The organism is Streptomyces sp. NPDC087440, assembly GCF_044744005.1.
Taxonomy (GTDB): Bacteria; Actinomycetota; Actinomycetes; order Streptomycetales; family Streptomycetaceae; genus Streptomyces.
The window spans coordinates 609539-615204 of the sequence record NZ_JBIUXN010000002.1 but is presented as its reverse complement, the minus strand read 5'-3'; the positions used below and the strand labels follow the sequence as shown (position 1 = coordinate 615204).

The 5666-nt window shown below is 73.6% G+C and carries 7 protein-coding genes and 1 pseudogene; 6 read left to right on the top strand and 2 right to left on the bottom strand.

What is annotated here, in order from left to right:
• The first annotated feature begins 98 nt into the window (after positions 1-98).
• The 4 genes from ACIO3O_RS07650 (at position 99) to ACIO3O_RS07635 (ending at position 2556) form a co-directional block, all read left to right on the top strand.
• Positions 99-596, top strand: coding sequence for a hypothetical protein (locus ACIO3O_RS07650; protein WP_401743132.1), 498 nt, complete (start codon positions 99-101; stop codon positions 594-596).
• 68 nt (positions 597-664) lie between these two features.
• Positions 665-1066: a DUF1801 domain-containing protein gene (locus ACIO3O_RS07645; protein WP_401743129.1), complete on the top strand. Its 402-nt coding sequence runs from the start codon at positions 665-667 to the stop codon at positions 1064-1066.
• 121 nt (positions 1067-1187) lie between these two features.
• Positions 1188-1697 carry a SigE family RNA polymerase sigma factor gene (locus ACIO3O_RS07640; RefSeq protein ID WP_401743128.1) on the top strand — a complete coding sequence of 170 codons (510 nt, stop codon included), beginning with the start codon at positions 1188-1190 and terminating at the stop codon, positions 1695-1697.
• A 40-nt stretch (positions 1698-1737) separates the two neighbouring features.
• Complete coding sequence (locus ACIO3O_RS07635) at positions 1738-2556, top strand: hypothetical protein (protein ID WP_401743126.1); 819 nt, start codon at positions 1738-1740, stop codon at positions 2554-2556.
• 56 nt (positions 2557-2612) lie between these two features.
• Here ACIO3O_RS07635 and ACIO3O_RS07630 read toward each other — a convergent pair.
• Positions 2613-2881 (bottom strand): annotated as a pseudogene (locus tag ACIO3O_RS07630) (PIN domain-containing protein).
• A 39-nt stretch (positions 2882-2920) separates the two neighbouring features.
• Complete coding sequence (locus tag ACIO3O_RS07625; RefSeq protein ID WP_401743123.1) at positions 2921-3817, bottom strand: winged helix-turn-helix transcriptional regulator; 897 nt, start codon at positions 3815-3817, stop codon at positions 2921-2923.
• Between the two features lie 145 nt (positions 3818-3962).
• Here ACIO3O_RS07625 and ACIO3O_RS07620 point away from each other — a divergent pair, with 145 nt between their 5' ends.
• Positions 3963-5267, top strand: a complete 1305-nt coding sequence (locus tag ACIO3O_RS07620; protein ID WP_401743122.1) for an MFS transporter — start codon at positions 3963-3965, stop codon at positions 5265-5267.
• Between the two features lie 83 nt (positions 5268-5350).
• Complete coding sequence (locus ACIO3O_RS07615) at positions 5351-5659, top strand: hypothetical protein (RefSeq protein WP_401743121.1); 309 nt, start codon at positions 5351-5353, stop codon at positions 5657-5659.
• The last annotated feature ends 7 nt before the right edge of the window (positions 5660-5666 follow it).

Here is a 5666-nt window from a genome sequence, read left to right as displayed (position 1 = left end):
CCCTACGATCCCCTTCTGACGCCACGACGCGCCCCCGCCGGACCCAACGTCCGGCGGGGGCGCGTCGCCGTACCCAACGGCCCTCGGGGGGACCGACGTTGACACACCGCAGAGCACTCCTCGTCCTGCCCCTGCCCCTGCTTGCCCTCCTCACGGGGTGCACGGTGCCGGTGTCCGGCCTGACCGGAGTGACGGTGGGGAGGGACGGGCGGCCGATGGGGGTCGTCCAGTCGTGCGAGGCACCGATGGACCAGGTGCTGCTGTACGTGCCCGCGAAGGACCCCGAGGCGCCTCCCGAGGCGACCTGGCGCAGGTCCGGGACCCCGACGGAGTTCGCCACCTGGCCGCTGTCCGGCGAGGCCACGGGCGACTGGGCCGCGCAGCGTCCGCCGAAGCCCCTGACCCCGCACGTCACGTACGCCCTCTACGGGGCGACGGAGGACAGCTCCTGGTCGACCTTGCCCGTGGAATTCACCCCGGAGGACCTGGCCGCGCTGAAGCCGGGCCAGGTGCGGTACGCCACGGCGGCGGACCCCGATGTCTACACCACGGGCTCGACGGACGCGTTCCGCAAGGCGGCGTGTGCGGGGGAGTGAGCGAGCGGCGGCGGGGCCGGGACGTCGCGCTCAGAAGTGGGACGGTTTCGGGCGTTAGTGTCCCCCTTATGACGCGACAGGGCCCTGAGGGCTGGGACGTACTGCTGGACGCCGCCTCCGACGAGGTGGCCGGGATCGCGCGGCGCGCCCGGGAGATCATCCGCGACGCGGTCCCGGACGCGTCCGAGGAGGTGGACCCCTCCGCCCGTCTCCTGGGCTTCACCTTCGCCCCCGGCACGTACAAGGGCCTGTTCGCGGGCCTGATCCTGCACACCCGCCATGTGAACCTGATGTTCTCGGAGGGCGCGGAGCTGGCGGCCCACTCCGAGGCGGGCGCCCTGCTGGAGGGCACCGGCAAGAAGGCCCGCCACATCAAGCTGCACACCCCGGAGGCGGCGGCCGACCCCCGCATCACCCCCCTCCTGCACGAGGCCGCCGCACGCGTACGGGACCGGCTGGCCGGGAGTTAGCGGGCTCCCCCGGCACCCGGCCGCGAAAGTGGTCGCCCGTGGTGCGCGACATCCTGCCGCCCCGCGTAGTCAGCAGGGGTATGCACGCGGATCACAGCGACAGAGAGCAGGCGGGGGCCGAGTGAAGGCAGCGCAGGAGGACCAGTACCTGGAGTTCGTGACGGCGAGGGCGCGAGCGCTCCACCGGTCGGCGTACGCCCTCGCGGCGGGCGACGCGCACCTGGCGGAGGACCTCGTCCAGGAGACCCTGAGCCGGGTGTACGTGCACTGGAAGAAGGTGGCCCGGGCCGACAGCCCGGCGGCGTACGCGCAGACCGTCCTGGTCCGCACCTTCCTCACGCTCCAGCGCCGCCGCAGCACCGGCGAGCGGCCCACCGGGAACATGCCCGACAGCGCGGCGACCGGACCGGACACCGCCCTGCGCCTGACCCTGCTGGACGCACTCGCCCAACTCCCGCCCCGGGACCGGGCCGTTCTCCTCCTCCGCTACTGGGAGGGCCACAGCATCGAGGAGACCGCGCACATGCTGAAGCTCAGCAGCAGCGCGGTCCGCTCCCAGAGCACGCGGGCGCTCACCCGGGTCCGGGCCCTGCTCGGCGACACCCTCGCCGACCTCGTACCGCAGCACTGAGCCCTCCACCGCCCCCACCCAGCGAAAAGGTGACCCACGCATGCCCGACGACGCCTTCGCCTCGCACCTCGCGGACGCCCTCGACCGTACGACCGAGCACCTCGCCCCCGACCTCACCCGCCTGACCGCCGACGCCGTCCGGCGCGGCCGCAGCCGCCGCAACCGGCGCAACCTCGGGGCGGGCGTCGGCGCCTGCGCCCTGATCGCCGTGGCGGGCCTGGTGGCCCCCGGCGCCCTCAACGCGGCCCGCTCCGCCGGGAGTTCCGACATCGAGCCGGTGGCGCTCGCCATGCCCCGCTCCGCGATTTCGGGTACGGAGATGATCCGGGCCCTGGAGAAGACGTACCCCGGCAGCCGCTTCAGCGGGAAGGAGGGCCAGAGCAACGACCCCTCCAACCCCTCCGCCGGAAAGGTCGCCAACGGCAGCCTCCTGGTCGACGACGGCCACGGCGGCCCCGCCCAGGTCGGTGTCTCCGCGATGCGCCTCCAGCTCCCGCTCACCGACGGCGAGGGTCTGACCTGCGAGAACACCTTCGGCAACCCTGACATCGGCGACACCTGCGAACTCACCGAGCTGCCCAGCAGCCCCACCCTCCCCGGCGGCGCGTTCGTCATGTCCGAGAAGATCGCCGACAAGGACCCCGCCGACGGCCCGACCGCCTACCGCTGGACGACGACGGTCACCGTGAAATCCACCGGAGCACAGGTCCAGCTCGTCCAGTGGAACGCCGCCGCCGCGCCCGCCGACGCCACAACCCCCCGCAAGCCGAACCGCCCCGCCCCTCCCCTGACCCCGCACCAGGCGGCGACCGCCCTCACGGGCCCGGCGTGGACGCCGATCCTGGGCGCGGTGGGCTGATACGCGGCAGGCGGCGCGTAGCCGGCCGTGCCGGGTCCCCCCGGGTGAAGACCGCGCTACTTGGCGCCCGGCGGCGGGCCGTACCACTGGAGTGCCTGCCCGGTGACGGCCGCCACGCGCTCGAAGTCGCGGTCGCGGTGCAGGAGTGTGAGGCCCTGGAGCTCCGCAGTCGCGGCCACGACGAGGTCGACAGGCCCGGGTCAGCCGCGCTCCGGGCGCTGAAGAAGAATTCCAGGTCCGTCAGCGGGCAGGTGGCGATGAGTCCTGCCGCTGCGGCCTGGTCCCAGCCGTACGGCTCGGCGTCGCCGCGCACGAGACGGGCCAGGGCGCTGGTGTCGCGACAGTATGTCTCCGGAGGTGCCTGTCAGGCCGGGGCGGTTCCGGCGGCCAGGCTGCGTGCCGTGTCCAAGGCCTCCCGGACCGCGTCCGGGATGTCCGTCACCGGGAAGCGTGCGTGGCGCACCACGCGGTCGCGGTCCACCACCAGGACCGCCCGCTTCAGGCGCAGTGCCTGTCCCGCGCGGAACACCGGCAGGCGCAGGGCCGCCGAGAGGCGGAGGTCGACGTCGGAGAGGAGGGGGAAGGGCAGGCCCTCCTCCACCGCGAACACCCGCTGCTCGTCCGGGCGTTGGGTGCTCACGCCGTGCACCTGTGCGCCCGCCGCCCGGAAGTCCTCGTACGCCTCGCGGAACAGCCGGTTCTCCAGCGTGCAGCCGATCGTCCCGGGGATGGACGCCCAGTCGTCCGGCAGCGGGCTCGGGCGGCCCGTCGCCGGGTAGGTAAACAGGACGGTGGCCGCGGCCCCTTCCGCCACCGGGTCCGTCGGCGCCCCGTCCACGTGTCCGGGCAGTTCGAGGCGCGGCAGCCGCTCGCCCACCAGGCCCGCCACCCGCCGCGCCTCGGCGCTCGCCTCGTCGGCCGTGCCGCTCAGCGAGCCGTCGCCGAGCACCCAGCGGTCCGCCCAGTCCTGCATCGACAGCAGCACGGGCAATAGCCCCCGCCCGCGCTCCGTCAGCCGGTACTCGTGGCGTACGGGGTTGTGCTGGTACGGGACCTTCTCCAGGACGTCCGCCTCCACCAGCAGTGTGAGGCGCTCGGTCAGCACCTTCCGGGAGATCCCCAGCTCCCCCAGGAGCGCGTCGAACCGGTGGTGCCCGCGCGCGGTCTCCCGCACCAGGAGCAGGCTCCACCAGTCGCCGATCACGGCCGCCGCCTGGGCGATCGCGCAGGCGGCATCCCGCTCGGGAACGGTCCTGGCCATGGGTCTCCTGTCGGATGCGGTGTGGTGTGTCGGTCCTCAGTCCTCGGAACCATCTTGCGCCACCGGGTCGGTTCCCGATAGAAACTCAGTCGTACGAGTGAGTTTCATATGGAGACTCACTGGCTTCGGCGGAGAAGGACACGGCATGAGCGCGACCCCGACGGCCCCGGGACCTGTCCGCCCGGACCCCGGCCCGCCCCCGGCCGCGACACCTGTCGCCCCTGCCGCCACCGCCCCCGCTCCCTCGGCGCCCACCGGCCACTTCTGGCGCTACTGGGCCGCCTCCACCGTCAGCCACGCAGGCACTGCGGTCACCGCGCTCGCCCTGCCTCTGGTCGCTCTCACCGTCCTCGACGCGACCGCGCTCCAGGCCACCCTGCTCGCCGCCGCCGGTCAGATCTCCTGGCTGCTGCTGAGCCTTCCGGCCGGGGTGGTCGCCCAGCGCGTACCGCTGCGCAGGCTTCAAGTCAGCCTGGACCTCGTACGGTTCGCCGCGCTCGGGTCGCTGCCGCTGGCCTGGTGGTTCGACGCCCTCACGTATCCGCACCTGCTGTTCGCCGCGCTGGTCACCGGCGCCTGCACGGTCCTGTTCGACATAGCGAACTCGACCTTCCTGCCCGCCGTCGTCCCGGCGGGGCAGCTCGCCGCGCGGAACAGCCTGATGTCCGGCACGGGTGCCGTCACCGAGACCGGCGGCCCCTCCGCGGGCGGCCTCCTGGTGCAGGCGGCGGGTCCGGTCGGCGCGCTCCTCGTGGACGCCGCGAGCTACCTCGTCTCCGCCGTGCTGCTGCGCACCCTCCCCGAACGCCGCCCCGCCCCTCGTACCGGCGCCAGTGCGCTGCGGCAGATCCGGGAGGGCTGGCGGTACGTGACGGGGCACCCGGTGATGCTGCCGTGCATGCTCTGGGCGACCGCCACCAACTTCGTGTGCGCGGCGCTGGTCGCGCTCACTCCCCTCTACCTGGTCCGCGAGGCCGGGCTGACGCCGGCCCAGCTCGGTCTGGTGCTCGCCATGGACGGTGTGGGCGCGCTCGCCGGGTCGACGGTGGCGGTACGGATCACCCGGCGGTTCGGCACCGCGCGCGGGGTCGTCGGGGTTTCGCTGGCGGGCGGTGTCGCCGCTGCGGCGCTGATTCCGCTGACGACGAGTGCCGCGGACGCGTACTGGTTCGCCCTGGGCAACGCGGGCTTCGCCTTCGGCGTCGTCATCGGCTCGATCACCACCCGCACGTACCGGCAGACGCAGTCGCCGCCGGAGCTCCTGTCCCGGGTCATGGCCACCGTGCGCTTTGTCTCTTGGGGTGCGCAGCCGGTCGGCGCGCTCACGGCGGGCGTGCTGGCCACGTGTGCGGGAACCCACACGGCCCTGTGGGTGGTGTGCACGGCGGCCGTCCTGCCCCCGCTCTACCTGCTCACCACGCGGGTGGGACGCCACCGGGACTTCGCCTGACGCCCGCGCCCTGCCCGGTGACCGGTGCCGCAGACGGTCGACCCGTCGTGTGACCACGCCTCGGCTTGATCGTTGAGGGGGGCATGAATCATGCCAAGCGTGCCCTCGCCTCAGCTGCTCTCGCCCTCACCGCCCTCGCCACCGGCGCTTCGGCCGCCTCCGCTGCCGATCTGGCCGCGTCCCGGAGCCCGGAGCCGCCGTCCGTTCCCGTTCTGACGAGCGTGCCGCTGGTGACGAAGGGCGACGACGCGCTCAGCCTCCGGGACCCCGAGGGCCCTGCGTCCTCCGGGTCCCTGGAGAGCTCCAAGGACCTTGCCTCCATGGACCACCTCGGATCGCTTGCGCACGGCCTCGACTCCGACCTGAACGCCTTCCCGGAGGGTTCGGGCTGACGGGGCG

Excerpts from the sequence above, each read along its gene's own strand:
- ACIO3O_RS07645 (WP_401743129.1), top strand. The coding sequence starts at position 665 with ATGACGCGACAGGGCCCTGAGGGCTGGGACGTACTGCTGGACGCCGCC.
- ACIO3O_RS07635 (WP_401743126.1), top strand. The coding sequence starts at position 1,738 with ATGCCCGACGACGCCTTCGCCTCGCACCTCGCGGACGCCCTCGACCGT.
- ACIO3O_RS07625 (WP_401743123.1), bottom strand. The coding sequence starts at position 3,817 with ATGGCCAGGACCGTTCCCGAGCGGGATGCCGCCTGCGCGATCGCCCAG.
- ACIO3O_RS07620 (WP_401743122.1), top strand. The coding sequence starts at position 3,963 with ATGAGCGCGACCCCGACGGCCCCGGGACCTGTCCGCCCGGACCCCGGC.
- ACIO3O_RS07615 (WP_401743121.1), top strand. The coding sequence starts at position 5,351 with ATGAATCATGCCAAGCGTGCCCTCGCCTCAGCTGCTCTCGCCCTCACC.